Annotated in this window: 17 protein-coding genes; 9 read left to right on the forward strand and 8 right to left on the reverse strand. The window is 70.1% G+C overall.

Annotation, left to right across the window (positions count from 1 at the left end):
- Nucleotides 1-50: 50 nt before the first annotated feature.
- The 5 genes from AB3M34_RS21925 to AB3M34_RS21945 are packed head-to-tail and all read left to right on the forward strand — an operon-like array spanning nt 51 to nt 5614.
- On the forward strand, nt 51-971 hold the full coding sequence (locus AB3M34_RS21925) for an ABC transporter ATP-binding protein (RefSeq protein ID WP_370616983.1): 921 nt from the start codon (nt 51-53) through the stop codon (nt 969-971).
- Nucleotides 971-2557, forward strand: a complete 1587-nt coding sequence (locus tag AB3M34_RS21930; protein WP_370616984.1) for an ABC transporter permease — start codon at nt 971-973, stop codon at nt 2555-2557. Before AB3M34_RS21925 ends, AB3M34_RS21930 begins: the two co-directional genes overlap by 1 nt.
- Before the next feature lie 14 nt (nt 2558-2571).
- Entirely contained in the window at nt 2572-3057 is a 486-nt protein-coding gene (locus tag AB3M34_RS21935; protein WP_370616985.1) for a MarR family transcriptional regulator, read from the forward strand.
- On the forward strand, nt 3054-4301 hold the full coding sequence (locus AB3M34_RS21940; protein ID WP_370616986.1) for an MFS transporter: 1248 nt from the start codon (nt 3054-3056) through the stop codon (nt 4299-4301). Before AB3M34_RS21935 ends, AB3M34_RS21940 begins: the two co-directional genes overlap by 4 nt.
- 5 nt (nt 4302-4306) lie before the next feature.
- Nucleotides 4307-5614 carry an MATE family efflux transporter gene (locus tag AB3M34_RS21945; protein WP_370616987.1) on the forward strand — a complete coding sequence of 436 codons (1308 nt, stop codon included), beginning with the start codon at nt 4307-4309 and terminating at the stop codon, nt 5612-5614.
- Nucleotides 5615-5623: 9 nt separating this feature from the next.
- Here AB3M34_RS21945 and AB3M34_RS21950 read toward each other — a convergent pair whose 3' ends face one another.
- Both AB3M34_RS21950 and AB3M34_RS21955 read right to left on the reverse strand, forming a co-directional pair.
- Nucleotides 5624-5818, reverse strand: a complete 195-nt coding sequence (locus tag AB3M34_RS21950) for a hypothetical protein (RefSeq protein WP_370616988.1) — start codon at nt 5816-5818, stop codon at nt 5624-5626.
- A 169-nt stretch (nt 5819-5987) separates the two neighbouring features.
- Nucleotides 5988-6983: a Ku protein gene (locus tag AB3M34_RS21955; protein WP_370616989.1), complete on the reverse strand. Its 996-nt coding sequence runs from the start codon at nt 6981-6983 to the stop codon at nt 5988-5990.
- 130 nt (nt 6984-7113) lie between these two features.
- Between AB3M34_RS21955 and AB3M34_RS21960 the strand changes: the two genes are divergently transcribed.
- Genes AB3M34_RS21960 through AB3M34_RS21970 form a run of 3 tightly spaced genes read left to right on the forward strand, consistent with a single transcriptional unit; the run spans nt 7114 to nt 9893 of the window.
- A complete protein-coding gene (locus AB3M34_RS21960) occupies nt 7114-8109 on the forward strand; it encodes a TIGR03557 family F420-dependent LLM class oxidoreductase (protein WP_370616990.1) in 996 nt (331 codons plus the stop codon).
- Complete coding sequence (locus tag AB3M34_RS21965; protein WP_370616991.1) at nt 8102-8773, forward strand: HAD family hydrolase; 672 nt, start codon at nt 8102-8104, stop codon at nt 8771-8773. The genes AB3M34_RS21960 and AB3M34_RS21965 overlap by 8 nt, the downstream gene beginning before the upstream one ends.
- Before the next feature lie 37 nt (nt 8774-8810).
- On the forward strand, nt 8811-9893 hold the full coding sequence (locus AB3M34_RS21970; RefSeq protein ID WP_370616992.1) for a carboxylate-amine ligase: 1083 nt from the start codon (nt 8811-8813) through the stop codon (nt 9891-9893).
- Nucleotides 9894-9969: 76 nt separating this feature from the next.
- On the opposite strand, the gene rplI is transcribed toward AB3M34_RS21970, so the two are convergent.
- The 4 genes from rplI to rpsF all read right to left on the reverse strand — a co-directional run bounded on the left by rplI (nt 9970) and on the right by rpsF (nt 11763).
- On the reverse strand, nt 9970-10416 hold the full coding sequence (rplI, locus tag AB3M34_RS21975; protein ID WP_370616993.1) for a 50S ribosomal protein L9: 447 nt from the start codon (nt 10414-10416) through the stop codon (nt 9970-9972).
- A gap of 21 nt (nt 10417-10437) precedes the next feature.
- Nucleotides 10438-10677 (reverse strand): 30S ribosomal protein S18, encoded by a 240-nt coding sequence (rpsR, locus tag AB3M34_RS21980; protein WP_149767974.1) that lies wholly within the window; start codon nt 10675-10677, stop codon nt 10438-10440.
- 114 nt (nt 10678-10791) lie between these two features.
- Nucleotides 10792-11340, reverse strand: coding sequence for a single-stranded DNA-binding protein (locus AB3M34_RS21985; RefSeq protein ID WP_370616994.1), 549 nt, complete (start codon nt 11338-11340; stop codon nt 10792-10794).
- Between the two features lie 135 nt (nt 11341-11475).
- A complete protein-coding gene (gene rpsF, locus AB3M34_RS21990; protein WP_370616995.1) occupies nt 11476-11763 on the reverse strand; it encodes a 30S ribosomal protein S6 in 288 nt (95 codons plus the stop codon).
- Between the two features lie 169 nt (nt 11764-11932).
- On the opposite strand from rpsF, the gene AB3M34_RS21995 reads away from it, so the two are divergent.
- Complete coding sequence (locus AB3M34_RS21995) at nt 11933-12637, forward strand: ZIP family metal transporter (protein ID WP_370616996.1); 705 nt, start codon at nt 11933-11935, stop codon at nt 12635-12637.
- A gap of 114 nt (nt 12638-12751) precedes the next feature.
- Here AB3M34_RS21995 and AB3M34_RS22000 read toward each other — a convergent pair whose 3' ends face one another.
- On the reverse strand, nt 12752-15283 hold the full coding sequence (locus AB3M34_RS22000; RefSeq protein WP_370616997.1) for an ABC transporter permease: 2532 nt from the start codon (nt 15281-15283) through the stop codon (nt 12752-12754).
- Entirely contained in the window at nt 15283-16077 is a 795-nt protein-coding gene (locus tag AB3M34_RS22005) for an ABC transporter ATP-binding protein (protein ID WP_370616998.1), read from the reverse strand. Before AB3M34_RS22005 ends, AB3M34_RS22000 begins: the two co-directional genes overlap by 1 nt.
- Nucleotides 16078-16124: the final 47 nt, after the last annotated feature.

Below are 16124 nucleotides of genomic sequence, written 5' to 3' on the forward strand. Positions count from 1 at the left end.
CGTCGTCCACTGTCTTCACAAGATTATGAAAGATGTGTACCGTCGGCAAGGTGAGCGACACGATCACGATCCAAGGGCTCCGCAAGAGCTTCGGAGCGACACACGCCTTGGACGGCCTCGACCTCAGCGTCGAGACCGGCGAGGTGCACGGCTTCCTCGGCCCCAACGGCGCGGGGAAGTCCACCACCATCCGCATCCTGCTCGGCATGCTCCGCCACGACGGCGGCACGGTCCGGCTCCTCGACGGCGACCCGTGGTCGGACGCGACCGCGCTCCACCGGCGGCTCGCGTACATCCCGGGTGACGTCACTCTGTGGCCGAACCTCTCCGGCGGCGAGGTCATCGACCTCCTCGGCCGGCTGCGCGGCGGCGTCGACACGGCGAGACGGGACGACCTCATCGAGCGCTTCCAGCTCGACCCGACAAAACGCGGGCGCACCTACTCGAAGGGCAACCGCCAGAAGGTCGCGCTCATCGCCGGCCTCGCCGCCAGGACGGAGCTGCTGCTCCTCGACGAGCCCACCTCCGGCCTCGACCCGCTCATGGAAGAGGTCTTCCGCGACACCGTGCAGGAGATGCGGCAGGAGGGCCGCACCGTCCTCCTCTCCAGCCACATCCTGAGCGAGGTCGAGGCGCTGTGCGACCGCGTGACGATCATCCGCGAGGGTCGTACGGTCGAGTCCGGCACGCTCGCGGAGCTCCGGCACCTGACCCGTACGGCCGTCGACGTGACCGCATCTCGCCCGATCGAGGGCCTCGACGCGCGCGACGGCATCTACGACCTGGTCGTCGAGCAGGGCGGGGCGCGGGCCCGCTTCGACGTCGACACCGCGCGGATCGGTGAGACGCTCCTCCACCTCGGCCAGTTCGGCATCACCGCCTTGACGAGCACCCCGCCGACTCTCGAAGAGCTGTTCCTTCGCCACTACGGAGACGAGATCCCCGTCGGTGACGAGGAGCCGGTGGCGTGATGGACTCGTTCACCGGCACCGGCACGCTGGTCCGGTTGGCACTGCGTCGCACCCGGTTCTCGCTGGTGTGGTGGGTCCTCGGGATCACGGCGCTCTACTACATCACCGCGGTGAGCCTCGCAGCGACGTACCCCGACCAGGCCTCGCTCGACCGTCTCGCCGCCTCGGTCCAGGGCAACGCCGCCCTGATCGCGATGGCGGGGCCCGACTACGCGCTCGACACGCTCGGGGGCCAGACCGCATGGCAGACCTCGGCGTTCGGCGCGATCCTGGCCGGCCTCATGTCCACGTTCCTCGTCGTACGCCTGACCCGGGCCGGCGAGGAGAACGGTCAGGACGAGCTGATCCGCGCAGACGTCGTGGGCCGCTCGGCCACGACTGCCGCAGCACTCCTCGTCACGACTGCGATCAACGTCGTCCTCGTCGTCGCGGTCGCCCTCGTGCTCATCGCCTCCGGCCTTCCCGCGGTCGGGTCGTGGGCGCTCGCGCTGGCGCTCGGGTGCGCGGGCCTGGTGTTCATGGGCTTCGCTCTCGTGTTCTGCCAGGTGTCGAGCACGACCCGCGGCGCCTGGGGCATGAGCGGCGGCGTGCTCGCCCTCTCCTACCTGCTGCGCGCGGTCGGCGACGTCGGTGATGGCACCCTGTCGTGGCTGTCACCGATCGGTTGGGGCCAGCAGATGCGTGCGTACGACGACGAGCGGTGGTGGCCGGCGCTGCTCTCGCTCGTCGTCGCGGCGGCGCTGGTCGGGTTGGCGCGCGTCTTGTACGAGCGGCGCGACTTCGGTGCCGGGCTCGTCGCCGCACGACCTGGACCGGCGGCCCGCGCCTGGCGCGGCGGCGCGTACGAGCTCGCCTGGCGTCTCCAGCGCCCGACCGTGATCGGCTGGCTGATCGGGCTCGCTGTCGGTGGACTCGCGTACGGCTCCATCGGCGACGACGTCGGCGACCTCATCGGAGACGGCGACCTGTCCGACGTGATGACTGGTGGAGAGACCGGCGGACAGGCCCTGATCGACGGCTTCTACGCCAGCGCCGTGCTCCTGCTCGCGATCGCCGCGGCAGCCTTCGGCGTCGCGTCGGCCCTCCGCGCACGTGCCGAGGAGGTCAGCGGACGGCTCGAGCCGTTGCTCGCGACAGCGCTCCCGCGCCCCTCCTACCTGGGCGGCCACGTGCTCGTCGCTCTCGGCGCGTCGACGCTGGGCATCGCCCTCGCCGGCTTCGCCACCGGGTTGATGAACGGGTGGGTCTCCGGCGACTTCGGTGAGGTGTGGCCACTCACCTGGGCCGGGCTGTCGTACGCCCCTGCGATCTGGGTGATGGTCGGCCTCGCCGTCGCGCTGCTCGGCCTCGTGCCGCGGTTCGCGTCGTTGGCGTGGCTCGGCATCGTGTACGCGGCGGTGGTGATGTTCTTCGGGCCGCTGCTCGACTTCCCCGACTGGGTCGACGGCATCTCGCCGTTCTCGCACCCGGCGCTCGTGCCGCTCGAGGATCTGTCGTGGCCGCCGCTGCTGTGGCTGACGGCGGTCGCGGCCGTGCTCCTCGCCGCTGGTTTCGTGGGGTTCCGGAGGCGCGACATCCGCACGTGAGGTATGCATGAGTCATGCATACCTCGAACGTCTGGGCGGCGGCCGTCACCGCGGGTGCCGACCGCCTCACCGAGGCGCTGCCCGAGGGCCTCGGGATGCGCGACGTGGAAGCGCTGACCCTCGTCGTGAACCACCCGGGCGCCACCGTCGAATGGTTGCGGTCCCGGGTGGGGCTCACCCAGTCGGGCACCGTCCGTCTCGTCGACCGCCTCGAGCAGCTCGGGCTCGTACGCCGTCGCCGCTCGGGCCGCGAGGTCGTCCTTACCCTCACCACCACGGCGCGACGCCGGCTGACCGCGTGGGACCGTGCGCGCGACGCGGCGATGGCCGACGTGCTCGTCGGTCTCACGGCCGAGGAGCGCGACGTGCTGGCGGACCTGCTGGCGAAGGCCCTGCTCCGTACGCCTCGCACCAGGCCCGATGCCGACCGCGCCTGCCGCACGTGCACCTGGGCCCGGTGCGAGCCGCAGTGCCCGGTGGACGCGTCGGTGACCACATGACCCTGCCGGCGGCACCCGGCCGCGCACGGCTGAGCGCACCGATGCGCGCCGTCGCCGCTGCCTGGGTGCTCGCGGCAACAGCCGACGCCTTCGTCCTCTTCGCGCTGCTCTGGCTGGCCGAGCCCCAGGGGTGGAGCGGTGCACAGACCGCTCTCCTCGTCCTCGCCACCCGGCTCCCCGTGCTGTTCAGCGGCGTCCTCGGTGGACGAGCCGTCGACCGTTTCGGCCCGCGCGCGATGCTCCTCGTCGACGCGCTCACGCGCACGGTCCTGCTGAGCGCGCTCGCGCTCACGGCCGCCGACGACTCGCTCGAGCTTCCTGTCGTCGTCGCACTCACCGCCGCCGCAGGCGCGACCGCCCCCATGTCGTACGCCGCGTGCCGCACGCTCGTCGTCCGCTACGAGCCGGCACCGCTGCGTGCGCGTGCCAACACACTCCTCGCCCTCGGCGACCAGCTGCCGCTGATCCTCTCCGCCGCCGCCCTGGGAGCGGCGCTGACCACGTTCGGGATCGGCGCGACCCTCGCCGTACCCGCGGTGCTCATGCTCGGCGTCGCGGTGATCGCGGCGCTCCTGCCTCGTGGCGATCGGCACGCGGCGACGGCGGACGGCGAGACGGCGTCCGCGGCCGACGGTTCGCCGTGGCGCATCCCCGGCGTGACGACCCTGGTGGCCCTCTCGGTCGTCTACTACGCCGCGTACGGTCCCTTCGAGCCGGCGATGCCTCCGTTCGTGCGCGACGACCTCGGCGGCGGTGCCGATGCGTACGGTCTCGTCTGGATCGTGTTCGGGATCGGCGCCATCGCGACGCTTCCGCTGGCGCCGCGGCTCTCGCGGTGGCGTCCGGGCGTCGTCAACGCGCTCAACGCGGTGACGTGGGGGCTGGTGACGTTTCCGCTCGTCCTGCTGGACGCCGTGCCCACGGCCGCAGTCCTGATGCTCCTGTCGGGCGCCGTGTGGGGTCCGTACTCGGCGGTGGAGACCACCGCCCTCCAGCAGTGGGCACCGGCGAGCCGGCACGGAAGGCTCTTCGGGACGCAGCGCGCCCTTCTCCAGACGGCCTCCCCGATCGGCGCGGCCGTGGGCGCGCTGGCGCTCGACGTGGTCGAACCGGCGGTCGTCCTCGGGGTCTCCGCCCTCGCGTGCACGACCGCGGGCCTGCTCGCGCTCACCCGCCCGGGCATCCGTCGACGGTCGGGTGCGGTGGACCGCGCGCCGGGGGCCGCAGCCGTTGGGCGAGACTGAGACGCGTGAGGCACCTGGACGCGCGCGACCGCGAGATCTTCCGCATCGCGGTCCCGGCGTTCGCAGCGCTCGTCTCCGAGCCGCTGATGCTCGCCGCCGACACCGCGATCATCGGGCACCTCGGCACCGACCCGCTCGCCGGCCTCGCGCTCGCGTCGACAGTGCTGCAGACGTTCGTCGGGCTGTGCGTGTTCCTCGCGTACGGCACCACGGCCTCGGTCGGCCGCCACATCGGCGCGGGCGACCTGCGCGCGGCGATGACGACTGGGATGAGCGGCGTCTGGCTCGCCGTCATTCTCGGCGCGCTGGCCGCGCTGATCGCCGGCGCGGGGGCCTCCGTGATCATCGGGGCGTTCGGTGCCGACGCCGCCGTGACGGACCAGGCCGTCACCTATCTCGTCTGGGCGGCGCCCGGCATCCCGGCGATGCTGGTCGTGCTCGCCGCGACCGGCGTCCTGCGAGGGATGCAGGACCTCAAGACCCCGCTCTACACCGTCGTCATCGCGAACATCGTGAACGTCGTCCTCAACATCGCCCTGGTCTACGGGCTCGACATGGGGATCCGCGGCGCCGCGATCGGCACCACGGTCGCCCAGCTCGGCTCGGGCGTCTTCCTCGCGTACGTCGTGGTCCGCGCGGTGCGCGCCCAGCATGCCCCCGTACGCCCGCAGCGCTCCGGCATCCACGAGGCCGCACGCGCTGGCGTCGCCCTGGTCGTCCGTACGCTCACCCTGCGGGCCGCGCTCCTGATCGCGACGGCGGTCGCAGCGACGATGGGCTCGGCAGCGCTCGCCGCGCACCAGATCGCGGTGACGGTGGTGACCATCCTCGCCTTCGCACTGGACGCGATCGCCATCGCGGGGCAGACCCTCACCGGACGCTCGCTCGGTGCGGGTGACGTCACCGGCACGCGTGCCACCACCCGGCGGATGATCGGGTGGGGCGTCGCGTCGGGCACAGCCGCCGCGGTGCTCCTGCTCGCATCCGTGCCGTGGCTGCCGGGCCTGTTCACGTCCGACGTGAACGTCCAGCACCTCCTGGTCGGGGCGCTCGTCGTGATCGCGTTGACGCAGCCGATCTCGGGCGTCGTGTTCGTACTGGACGGAGTGCTGATCGGGGCGGGCGACGGCGCCTACCTCGCGTGGGCGGGCGTCGTCACCCTCGTCGCGTATGCCCCGCTGGCGGTGGCGGTGTGGTTGCTCGGAGGTGGGCTGGTGTGGCTCTGGGTCGCGTACGCGGCGTTCATGGTGGCCCGCATGATCACGCTGGTGCTGCGGGAGCGAACCGATCGCTGGATGGTCGTCGGCGCGTAGCCCGCGGGGTCAGGCGGCGTTCACGCGGCGGCTCGTCGCGTCGGCGCTCGACGCGCAGCTCACGCAGACCGCCTGCATCTGGACGTGCATGCCGCTGAGGTGCTCGTCGAGGACCATGCAGCACTCAGCGCACCGGTCGAGCCAGCCCTCGCCCTCGACGAACTCAGCGTCGCAGTCGATGCACATCACGACCAGCTCGCTCATCACGCCTCACCTCTCGAAGGACCGGGGAAACCCTTACGTACCGAGTGTGCGGGCAGGCACTGACAGGACTCACGAGGTAACCGCGGTCGGCGTGTCGGCTGCGGTGGCCGGAACTGGGGTGACTGCGGTCGATCAGTGTCAGCATGTGGCCCCGATCCACCGCATAGTCTCAGGACGCCTTCTTGGCCGTAGCCTTCTTCGCTGCTGTCTTCTTCGTGGTGGTCTTCTTCGCCGCCGCCTTCTTCGCGGGCGCCTTCTTGGCCGCCGCCTTCTTCGCCGGTTCCTTCTTGGCCGCCGTCTTCTTCGTCGTCGACTTCTTCGCCGCCGCAGTCTTCTTGGCGGGCTTCTTGTCGGCGTCGACACCGGCCACCGACTCGCCCTCCCCCTTCTTCGCCCGGTCGATGGACGCCTGGAGCGCGGCCATCAGATCGACCACGTTGTCGGCCTCCTCCTCGCCCTCACCGACGGCGGGCTGGATGACCTCGTTGCCCTCGAGCTTGGCCTCGACGAGCTCGTCGAGCGCCACCTCGTACTCGTCGGTGTACTCCTCGGGATCGAAGTCGCTCTCCATGCTCGCGAGCAGAGACTGCGCCATCTTCACCTCCTGCGGGCGCAGGTCGAGGTCCTCCCCGAGGAAGCTGAACTCGGGCTTGCGCACCTCGTCGGCCCACAGCAGCGTGCTCATCGTCAGGACGCCGTCGCGCACACGGATCGTCGCCATCTGCTCGCGTGTGCCGATCGTCACCTTGACCACGGCCACCATGTCGGAGGACTCGAGCGCCTCGCGCAGCAGGAGGTACGGCTTGAGGCCGGCGTTGGTGTCCGGCTCCAGGAAGTAGCTCTTGTTGTAGAGGATCGGGTCGATCTGCTCGAGCGGGACGAACTCGAGGACGTCCACGATCTTCTTCGTCGGCAGCGGCAGCTGCTCCATGTCGTCGTCCGTGAGGACGACCATGCGTCCGTCCGGCAGCTCGTACCCCTTGGCGATCTCCGAGTACTCGACGACCTCGCCGTCGGCCTCGGCGACCCGCTTGTACTTCACCCGTGACCCGTCGCTGCGGCGTACCTGCCGGAACGAGATGTCGTGCGTCGCTGTGGCGCCGTACATCTTGATCGGGATGCTCACCAGGCCGAACGAGACCGTGCCCTTCCACATCGCGCGCATCGCTCCACCCCTCTCGTACGCCAAGCGAACCGGCAGCGACCAGCGCTGTCAATCGGGAGACTCACCGTACGGTCAAGTCTCATCGGTCGCTCAGCCTGCGAAAGTCCCCTTCTGGACGGAAGGTGAGGGTATGACCACCGACCGGCTGCGCATCGGGTTCAAGCTCATGGCAGAGAGCTTCGACCCGCTGGAGATCGTGGAGCAGGCCGTCGCGGCGGAGCGGGCCGGCTTCGACTTCGTCGAGGTCAGCGACCACTTCCATCCGTGGTTGTACTCCCAGCAGCACTCCGGCTTCGCGTTCTCGATGCTGGGCGCCATCGCCGCCCGGACCACCCGGATCGGGCTGGCGACGGGTGTGACGTGCCCGATCATGCGGTACCACCCCGCGATCGTGGCGCAGATGGCGGCGACGACTGCGGTGCTGAGCAGCGGCCGGTTCACGCTCGGCGTGGGGTCGGGCGAGAACCTCAACGAGCACATCGTCGGTGGCGGCTGGCCCTCGGTGTCGGTCCGGCACGACATGCTCACCGAGGCGCTCGAGATCATCCATGCGCTCTTCACCGGCGGCTACCACTCGTTCTCCGGACAGTACTTCGACCTCGAGGACGCGAGGGTCTTCGACCTCCCGGACACTCCCCCGCGGATCGTCGTCGCCGCGGGCGGTGAAGAGGCCGCCAAGCTTGCCGCCGAGCTCGGCGACGGACTGTTCGCGACCGAGCCCAAGGCGGAGCTCGTGGACGCGTACGCATCGGCCGGTGGGACCGGGCCGCGGTACGCCGAGGTGCCGCTCGCCTACTCGCTCGACGTCGAGGCCGCCGCGGAGGCCGCACACCGGACGATGCGCTTCGGCCTCGCCGGGTGGAAGGTGCAGTCCGAGCTGCCGAACCCCGTCAACTTCGAGGCGGCGACCGCGACGGTGCGCGTCGAGGACATGCGGGCCGCGTTCGGCTGCGGACCCGACACCGAGCGTCACCTCGAGGTCGCCCAGCGCTTCCTCGACACCGGGTTCGACCACCTCGTCCTCATGAACGCCGGCCCGCCGGAGGAGATGGGTGCCTTCTTCGACCACGTCCGTACGAACTTGCGACCACGGCTGGAAGAGCTGAACGGGAGCACAGATGGCTGAGCGCGCCGCCGTACTCTTCGACATCGACGGGACCCTCGTCGACTCCAACTACCTCCACGTGCAGGCGTGGAGGACTGCCTTCCGCAAGGCGGGGATCACGGTCGACGACTGGCGGGTCCACCGTGCGATCGGGATGGACGGCGACCGCCTCCTCGATGATCTCGCCGGTGGGGCGAGCGAGGCCGACCGCACCGCCGCGAAGGACCTCCATGCTTCCGAGTACGCCGACCTCGCCGGCGAGCTGCGTCGGTTCGACGGGACGCGACCACTCCTGCGCGAGCTACGCGACCGCGGCGTCCTGATCGTGCTCGCGACGTCTGCCCCTCCCGACGAGCTCGCCCGGCTGCGCAAGGCCCTGGACTGCGACGACCTCGTCGATGCGGTGACCAACGCCGACGACGTGGAGGACGCCAAGCCGCAGCCCGACATCGTGCAGGCCGCGCTGGACAAGGTCGATGTCGATACCTCACGGGCCGTCCTGGTCGGAGACGCCGTGTGGGACGGACTCGCCGCGCAGCGGGCGGGCGTCCCGTTCCTCGGCGTACGGACCGGTGGTGCTGGCCCGGAAGAGCTGCGGGGTGCCGGCGCCGCGGAGGTCTACGACGACGTCTCGGTCCTCCACGGAGCGCTCGACGCGTCGACCATCGGTCGCCTGCTGCGCTGAGTCTGCGGACGGCGCCGCGAACCGCGAGACTCGTGCGATGCGGAAGATCGGGCTCGAAGAAGAGATGCTGCTCGTCGATCCGAAGACAGGTCGCACGACGGCACTGTCCGAGCGCGCGATGCGACGGCACTCGGGTGATGCCGAGATCGAGCACGAGCTGTTCCTCGAGCAGATCGAGACGATGACCGAGCCGCACGCGTCGCTCGACGATCTCGCGGCTGAGCTGGAGGAGATCCGCCGACAGGCCGTCGCCGCAGCGAGATCGGCCGGCGCGTCGCTGATCGCGTCAGGGACACCCCCGCTTCCCAGCGGGGAGTCGCACGTGACGCCCAAGCCCCGCTACGAACGCATGGTCGAGGAGGCCGGCGAGATCGGACGGTTCGCCGCCGTCTGCGGGATGCACGTCCACATCGATGTCGACAGTGACGACGAGGCGGTCGGCGTGATGGACCGCATCCAGCCATGGCTGCCGATCCTCCTCGCGATCAGCGCGAACTCGCCGTACGCCGACGGTCGTGACACCGACTACGCCAGCTGGCGTTCGCGATCCTGGACCGCCTGGCCGACCGCCGGCCCGGTCGAGCCGTTCGGCGACGCGGACACCTACCACCGGGCGGTCCGCGAGCTGATCGCGTCGGGTGCCGCGCTCGACGAGGGCATGGTCTACTTCGACGCCCGGATCGCGCGGGCCCTGCCCACCATCGAGATCCGCGTCGCCGACGTGTGCACCGACCGTCGCGACGGGATCCTCGTCGCGGCTCTGGTGCGGGCGCTCGTCGAGACGGAGGCGCGCGCCTGGTCGGACGGCCGCGCGGTCGACCCGTGGCGGGTCGAGCTGCTCCGCGGCTCGCGGTGGCAGGCCGCTCGGCACGGGGTCAGCGAGCGGCTCTTCGACCCGGCAACGCGTGAGCTGCGACCAGCCGGCGAGGTGCTCGACCGGCTCGTCACGCACGTGGGCGAGGCTCTCGCAGCGGCGGGCGACGCGGCGTACGTGCGTGAGGGCATCGAGCGGCTCCTGTCATCCGGGAGCGGCGCGGACCACCAGCGCCGCGTCGGTGTCGACGGCGACCTGGTTGCGGTGGTCGCGGACCTGGCCCGGCGGACCGATCCCGACGCCTGAGACGCACCCACGCAGAAGGACCCGCCACCCCCACAGGGGCGACGGGTCCTTCGCAGCGTGTGCCGGATGCCTGGGATCAGGCAGCGGCAACCACGTTGATCGTGACCTTGGCGGTGACCTCCGGGTGCACGCGCACCTGGACGTCGTAGGTGCCGAGGGCCTTGATCGGGTTGCCGATCTCGATGCGACGCTTGTCGACGGTCGAGCCGGCGCCCTTGAGCGCGTTGGCGACGTCCGAGACGGTGATCGCACCGAAGAGGCGGCCCTCGGAGCCGGCGCGAACCGGAACCTTCACAGTGCTCGACTCGAGCTTCTGCTTGGCGGCCTTGGCGTCGTCGAGATCGTGGATCGCGCGGGCCTCACGGGCCTTCTTGATCGACTCGACCTGCTTCTCCGCGCCCTTGGACCACAGGATCGCGTAGTTGCGGGGCAGCAGGAAGTTGCGGCCGTAGCCGCCCTTGACCTCGACGATGTCGCCGGGGGCACCGAGTCCGGTGACCTCGTGGGTGAGGATGAGCTTCATGGTGTTCTCCTTCCCCTACGATCAGCGACCGGTCGAGGTGTACGGCAGGAGCGCCATCTCGCGCGCGTTCTTGATCGCCGTGGCGATCTTGCGCTGCTCCTGGACAGACACACCCGTCACGCGGCGAGCGCGGATCTTTCCGCGGTCGGAGATGAACTTCCGCAGGAGGGTCGTGTCCTTGTAGTCGATGTAGGTGATCTTCGCAGCCTTGAGCGGGTTGCTCTTCTTCTTCGGCTTACGAACAGCGGGCTTGGCAGCCATTGTGGTGCTCCCTTCCGGTGAGCCCGACCCGCAGGACGGGTCGGAATGACGCGGCGGTCAGTAGACCGCCATGGTGTTCGATGATCCGTGCTGTTCTTTCTCTAGATCCGTGACTCAGAACGGCGGTTCGTCGTTCGAGCCGGCGGGCGTGCTCGCCCACGGATCGTTGCCAGCGTTGCCACCCTGCGGTGCGGGAGAGGACCACGGGTCGTTGGCGGGGGCCTGCTGGCCTCCACCGAACCCCTGGCCGCCCTGGCCGCCGCCGGAGTAGCCGCCACCCTGGCCGCCACCGCCGGAGCGGGAGGCCTTGGTGACCTTGGCGGTCGCGCTGCGCAGGCTCGGACCGACCTCGTCGACGTCGATCTCGAACACGGTGCGCTTCTCGCCCTCACGGGTCTCGTACTGACGCGACTTCAGTCGCCCCTGCACGATGACCCGCATGCCCTTCTGCAGCGACTCGGCCACGTTCTCGGCGGCCTGGCGCCAGACGGCGCAGCCCAGGAAGAGCGTGTCTCCGTCGCGCCACTCGCCGCTCTGGCGGTCGAAGGTGCGCGGAGTCGAGGCGATGCGGAAGTTGGCAACCGCGGCGCCCGACGGTGTGAACCGCAGCTCGGGCTCGTCCACAAGGTTGCCGACGACGGTGATGACGGTCTCGCCTGCCATGTCTCACTCCAACGTTCGCGGGATGTCTGCTGGCTAGCAGTCAACATCAAGACTCCGACAGTGGCGACCCCTTGGCCGTGGACCGTGGGAAACCACGGGGGGCGGGCCGACTGGGGACGACGTGTCGGACGTCCGTCACTTCTCGGGTCGAAGGACCTTCGTACGCATGACGGACTCGTTCAGCGTGAGCTGACGGTCGAGCTCCTTGACGGTCGCGGGCGTCGCGGTCAGGTCGACCACGGCGTAGATCCCTTCGGACCGCTTGTTGATCTCGTAGGCAAGACGACGCTTGCCCCAGATGTCGACGTTGTCGACGGTGCCACCGTCCTGACGCACCACGTTGAGGTACGTGTCCAGGCTCGGGGCGACCGTGCGCTCGTCGAGGTCGGGATCGAGGATCACCATGACTTCGTAGTGACGCAAGGCAACTCCACCTCCTTCGGTCTGTACGGTCACGGTCCTTCCGTGACAGGAGGGCTCTGCATCTGTCGCCCCTCGCACCGGGTGGCGGATGGGCAACCAAGGCAGTCTATCGGGACGCCTCCAGCACCCCAAATCGCCGTCCGCCCGGGAAGTGAGGATGATCGCGTCCGTGGGCACAGCACTTCTGTGGGGCGCGGTCGCGGCATCGTCGTTGCTGCTCGGTGCCGTCCTCGGCGTCGTGCACCGTTGGAGCGATGCCGTCGTCGGCACCGTGCTCGGGTTCGGCGCGGGAGCGTTGATCTCCAGCATCTCGTACGAGCTGTTCGAGGAGGGCCTCGAGGCCGGCGGTGCGGCGGCGCTGGCGTCGGGCCTCGCCTTCGGCGCGCTGGTCTTCTACGTCTCCGACCGGATGGTCGAACGGGTCGGTGGACGTGCCGGCGGGGCGGCGGGCATCCCGCTCGCTCTGGGCGCCTTCCTCGACGGCATCCCCGAGCAGGCGGTCCTGGGTCTCGGCATCGCCGAGGGAGGCGGCGTCAGCGTCGCCCTGCTGGTGGCGATATTCGTGTCGAACCTGCCGGAGGCCGTCGGGTCGGCGACCGACATGCGCGAGGCCGGCTCGCCGGTGCGCCACGTCCTGCTGCTGTGGACGGCGGTCGCGGTGGTCTGCATGCTGGCGACGGCCGGAGGGTACGCCGCTGCGGAGATCACGGCCGGACCGTTCGTCGGGCTCGTGGACGGGTTCGCGGCGGGGGCGCTGCTGGTGATGCTCGTCGGCGCGATGATCCCCGAGGCCCAGTCGAAGATCCACGAGAAGGCCGGACTCGCCGCCGTCGTCGGCTTCGCGGTCGCCGCCGCGCTGTCCCTCGCCAGCTGACGCTTGCACCCGCACGAGGTGCTCGCACCCCGAACGCAGGGATCCCACCCCGTATTCGAGGTGGGATCCTCCCGTTGTAGGTGGGTACACCCCAAACGGGGGCAACCGGACGGGCTACTCGGTCGAGATCGCCCGCAGGACGTTGAGCCGCGAGGCCCGAAGCGCCGGGAACACCGCCGCGAGCACGCCCACCACCGCGGCGATGATCACGTACGCGATGAGCGTGCCGACCGGGATCGAGAGCTCGGTGATGCCTTCGTCGTCGAGGACGCGCTGGAGCACCGTGCCGAACACCAGTCCCATCGCGATGCCGAGCACCGCACCGAGGACCGCGATCGCGACCGCCTCCAGCCGCACCATGCGGCGCAGTTGCCGCCTGCTCATCCCGACCGCCCGCAGCAGGCCGACCTCGCGGGTGCGCTCGATGACGCTCAGCGCGAGCGTGTTGACGATGCCGAGTGCGGCGATCACGATCGCGAGGCCGAGCAGCGCGTTGATGAGCATCAAGATGCCGTTGATCTGGTCGCGCTGGGAGTCGATGAACTCGTCCTGGGTCTGCACGACCACCGTGGGGATGTCGGCCACCACGTCGCGTACGGGCTCCTCGATGTCGGCGCCGCTCGTCCCGCCGGCTGCGTTGACGGCGACGAAGGTGTCCTCACGGGTCAGCTTGATCGTGTCGACGAAGTCGAACGAGGTGAGGTACTCGGAGGTCACGTTGGTCTCGGGGTACGTGCCGGCGACCGTCAGCTCGTAGTCGCCCGACTGCGTCTCGACCTCCAGCGTGTCGCCGACCACGAGGCCGAGGTCGTCGGCCTTGTCCTCGCGCACTGCTACCTCGTCGGGCCCGAGCGAGTCGACGGTCGCGTCGAGCTCGAACATGTCGAACAGCAGGGCGGGGTCGGTCGCCGTCACCGCGGCGAACGCGCCGTCCACCCGCGCCGGGACGAACTGGGACTCGACCACGTCACCGACGCCGTCGATCTCGCGGATCTGGTCGGCGATCGACGTCGAGAACGGCGCCCCGACCGGGTTCGTCAGGATGAAGTCGGTGGTGAACTCCTTCTTGACGCCGACGTCGACGGACTTGTTGACCGACGACCCGAGGATGCTCATGGTCGTCACGAGCGTCAGGCCGATCATCAGCGCCGACGCCGTGGCCGCCGTACGGCGTGGGTTGCGGAGGGAGTTCTGGGTGGCCATCCGGCCGACCAGCCCGAACGGGCGGTAGAGCCCTCCGATCGCGATGAGAACCGGGTGGCTGAGCAGCGGGCTCATCAGCGACACCCCGATGAGGATCGAGAACGCCCCGCCGCCGACGTACCACGCGCCGTTGTCGACACCGCTCAGCCCGAGCCACAGGAGGCCGGCGCCGATGACCACCAGGATCGCACCGAACAGCATGCGCAGGCGCATCGAGGACTCGGGGAGCGCGACGTCGTCACGCATCGCGGCGACCGGGGCGACGCGCGAGGCGCGCCGCGCCGGCAGGTACGCCGCCACGAGGGTGACGAGGACCCCGACGACGTAGCCGACGATCCACGTGCGCGGTGCGATCACCAGCGGCGTCTCGCTGACGTCGAGGCCGAAGCTCTTGAACAGCGCCGTCAGACCCTGCGCGAGCCCGATGCCGAGCAGGACGCCGACCGTCGCCCCGACCAGCCCGACGACCAGCGCCTCGATGAGGACCGACCGGCTCACCTGTCGGCGCGACGCACCGAGCGCGCGCAGCAGGGCGAGCTCACGGCTGCGCTGGGCGACCAGGATCGAGAACGTGTTGACGATGAGGAACGTGCCGACGATGATCGCGATGCTCGCGAAGACGAGGAGGATCGTCGTCAGGAAGCCCAGGATCTCTCCGATGAGGTCCTCGGTCTGCGCCGCGGCGGCGTCGCCCGTGATCGCCTCGAGGCCGTCGGGCAGGATCTGCTCCGCCTCGTACGCGAGCTCCTGCTGCGTGACGTCGTCAGCCGTCGTGAGCGACACCTGGTTGAAGACGTCCTTGCCGTCCAGGAACAGCTCCTGGGCATAGGCGACGTCGAACAGCACGAGCGACGCTCCGGCCATCGAGCCGCCGCCGAACTCGGCCAGGCCCACGAGCTCGACCTCGAGCCGCGGCTGGTCGCCCGTCGACACGAGGGTCACCGTGTCGCCGATCTCGTAGCCGCCCTTCTCGGCGCTGGTGCCGTCGATCGCGACCTCGCCGTCGGCGGTCGGCTCCCTGCCCTCGGCGATGACCACCGCCGGCTCTCCGGTCATCGCGGGGGCGCTGTCGTAGCTGAACGACAGCGTCGGCGGACCGAAGCCGGTCACCAGCTTGCCGTCGGACCCCACCAACGTCAGCGACTGGCTCTGCACGCTGCCGTCGGCACGCTCCGCACCGGAGAGCTCGCCGAGCTCCGTGACCAGCGACGCGGGAATCGTCCGGGTGTCGGCGCTCGGCGCCTGGTCCCAGCTGCCGGTGCCCTCGGGGCGCACCGTCACGTCGGGTGTCGACCCCTCGACGATCCCGTCGAACGACTTGCTCATCGTGTCGGTGAAGATCAGGGTGCCGGCGACGAACGCGACGCCGAGCACGATCGCGAACGCGCTCATCAGCAGGCGCACCTTGCGCGCGAGCAGGTTGCGCAGGGTCACCCGCAGCATCAGGCTGCCCCACCGTCGACGGCCGCCGCCTCGAGCGCACGCACCTGGATCGCCGCCATGCGCTCGAGCACGGTCTCGGCGGTCGGCGCCTGCATCTCGTCGACCACCCGGCCGTCAGCGAGGAAGACGACGCGGTCGGTGTAGGAGGCGGCGACCGGATCGTGGGTCACCATCACGATGGTCTGGCCGAGCTCGCGGACGCTGTGCTGGAGGAACTTCAGGACCTCTGCTCCCGACGTGGAGTCGAGGTTGCCGGTCGGCTCGTCGGCGAACACGATCTTGGGGCGACCGACCAGCGCGCGAGCCGCCGCGACCCGTTGCTGCTGGCCGCCGGACATCTCGTTGGGCCGGTGGCCGAGCCGGTCGCGGAGCCCGACCGTGTCGATCACCTCGTCGTACCAGGCCTGGTCGGGCTTGCGGCCCGCGATCGACAGCGGAAGGAGGATGTTCTCCTGGGCGGTCAGGGTCGGCACGAGGTTGAACGCCTGGAAGACGAAGCCGACGTCGTCGCGTCGGAGCTTGGTCAGCTGCTTGTCGTTGAGGTCGGAGAGCTCGGTGTCGCCGATGAAGACCGTGCCGCTGGTCGCGGAGTCGAGAGCGGCGAGAAGGTGCATGAGGGTCGACTTGCCGGAGCCGGACGGGCCCATGACGGCCGTGAACTCGCCCTCGTACACGTCGAGGCTCACACCGTCGAGCGCACGCACCTCGGCCTCTTGCTTGCCATAGGTCTTGTGAAGGTCGACCGCGCGGGCGGCGACGGAGCGGGTCGTGGCGAGCAGCGGGCCGTCAGACATGGCAGAACTCCTGAAAGGGGCGGATGTCTTCACCACGCTAGGTGAAG

The sequence above is a fragment of the Mumia sp. Pv4-285 genome, assembly GCF_041320275.1.
In the GTDB taxonomy this organism is placed as follows: Bacteria; Actinomycetota; Actinomycetes; order Propionibacteriales; family Nocardioidaceae; genus Mumia; species Mumia qirimensis.

What these genes read in the sequence shown, in the direction of transcription:
- AB3M34_RS21930 (WP_370616984.1), top strand. Translation starts at nt 971, where the DNA reads ATGGACTCGTTCACCGGCACCGGCACGCTGGTCCGGTTGGCACTGCGT.
- AB3M34_RS21935 (WP_370616985.1), top strand. Translation starts at nt 2,572, where the DNA reads ATGCATACCTCGAACGTCTGGGCGGCGGCCGTCACCGCGGGTGCCGAC.
- AB3M34_RS21940 (WP_370616986.1), top strand. Translation starts at nt 3,054, where the DNA reads ATGACCCTGCCGGCGGCACCCGGCCGCGCACGGCTGAGCGCACCGATG.
- AB3M34_RS21950 (WP_370616988.1), bottom strand. Translation starts at nt 5,818, where the DNA reads ATGAGCGAGCTGGTCGTGATGTGCATCGACTGCGACGCTGAGTTCGTC.
- AB3M34_RS21955 (WP_370616989.1), bottom strand. Translation starts at nt 6,983, where the DNA reads ATGCGCGCGATGTGGAAGGGCACGGTCTCGTTCGGCCTGGTGAGCATC.
- AB3M34_RS21960 (WP_370616990.1), top strand. Translation starts at nt 7,114, where the DNA reads ATGACCACCGACCGGCTGCGCATCGGGTTCAAGCTCATGGCAGAGAGC.
- AB3M34_RS21965 (WP_370616991.1), top strand. Translation starts at nt 8,102, where the DNA reads ATGGCTGAGCGCGCCGCCGTACTCTTCGACATCGACGGGACCCTCGTC.
- AB3M34_RS21970 (WP_370616992.1), top strand. Translation starts at nt 8,811, where the DNA reads ATGCGGAAGATCGGGCTCGAAGAAGAGATGCTGCTCGTCGATCCGAAG.
- rplI (WP_370616993.1), bottom strand. Translation starts at nt 10,416, where the DNA reads ATGAAGCTCATCCTCACCCACGAGGTCACCGGACTCGGTGCCCCCGGC.
- rpsR (WP_149767974.1), bottom strand. Translation starts at nt 10,677, where the DNA reads ATGGCTGCCAAGCCCGCTGTTCGTAAGCCGAAGAAGAAGAGCAACCCG.
- AB3M34_RS21985 (WP_370616994.1), bottom strand. Translation starts at nt 11,340, where the DNA reads ATGGCAGGCGAGACCGTCATCACCGTCGTCGGCAACCTTGTGGACGAG.
- AB3M34_RS22000 (WP_370616997.1), bottom strand. Translation starts at nt 15,283, where the DNA reads ATGCTGCGGGTGACCCTGCGCAACCTGCTCGCGCGCAAGGTGCGCCTG.
- AB3M34_RS22005 (WP_370616998.1), bottom strand. Translation starts at nt 16,077, where the DNA reads ATGTCTGACGGCCCGCTGCTCGCCACGACCCGCTCCGTCGCCGCCCGC.